The following is a 255-nucleotide window of genomic DNA, read 5'->3' as shown; positions in this document are numbered from 1 at the left end:
CCCGACGTGCCCATCCCGTACGCCCGAGAGCTCGAGTACGCCGTCCTCCCGCGCCAGGACCGCATTCGCGACGCGATCCGCACGGTCATGGGCTGATCGATGGCCGACATCCTCTTCCCGCACCTGTCGAAGGACAGCCCCGACGCCGAGGGGGTCGTCGCGACGTGGTTCGTCGACGACGGCGCCACCGTGGCCGAGGGGCAGCTCATCGCGGAGGTCGCCGTCGACAAGGTCGACGTCGAGGTGCTCGCCCCC

At 71.0% G+C, this 255-nt stretch carries 1 protein-coding gene; it reads left to right on the top strand.

Annotated features, from left to right (window positions below):
• Positions 1–99 precede the first annotated feature (99 nt).
• On the top strand, positions 100–255 hold a 156-nt coding region (locus SAZ04_RS23295), incomplete at its 3' end, for a lipoyl domain-containing protein (RefSeq protein WP_348533369.1).

The organism is Halalkalibacter lacteus, from assembly GCF_036663595.1.
Taxonomy (GTDB): Bacteria; Bacillota; Bacilli; order Bacillales; family Bacillaceae_D; genus Halalkalibacter; species Halalkalibacter lacteus.
The sequence above is the reverse complement of the archived record's forward strand: the minus strand, read 5'-3'. Positions and strand labels throughout refer to the sequence as shown.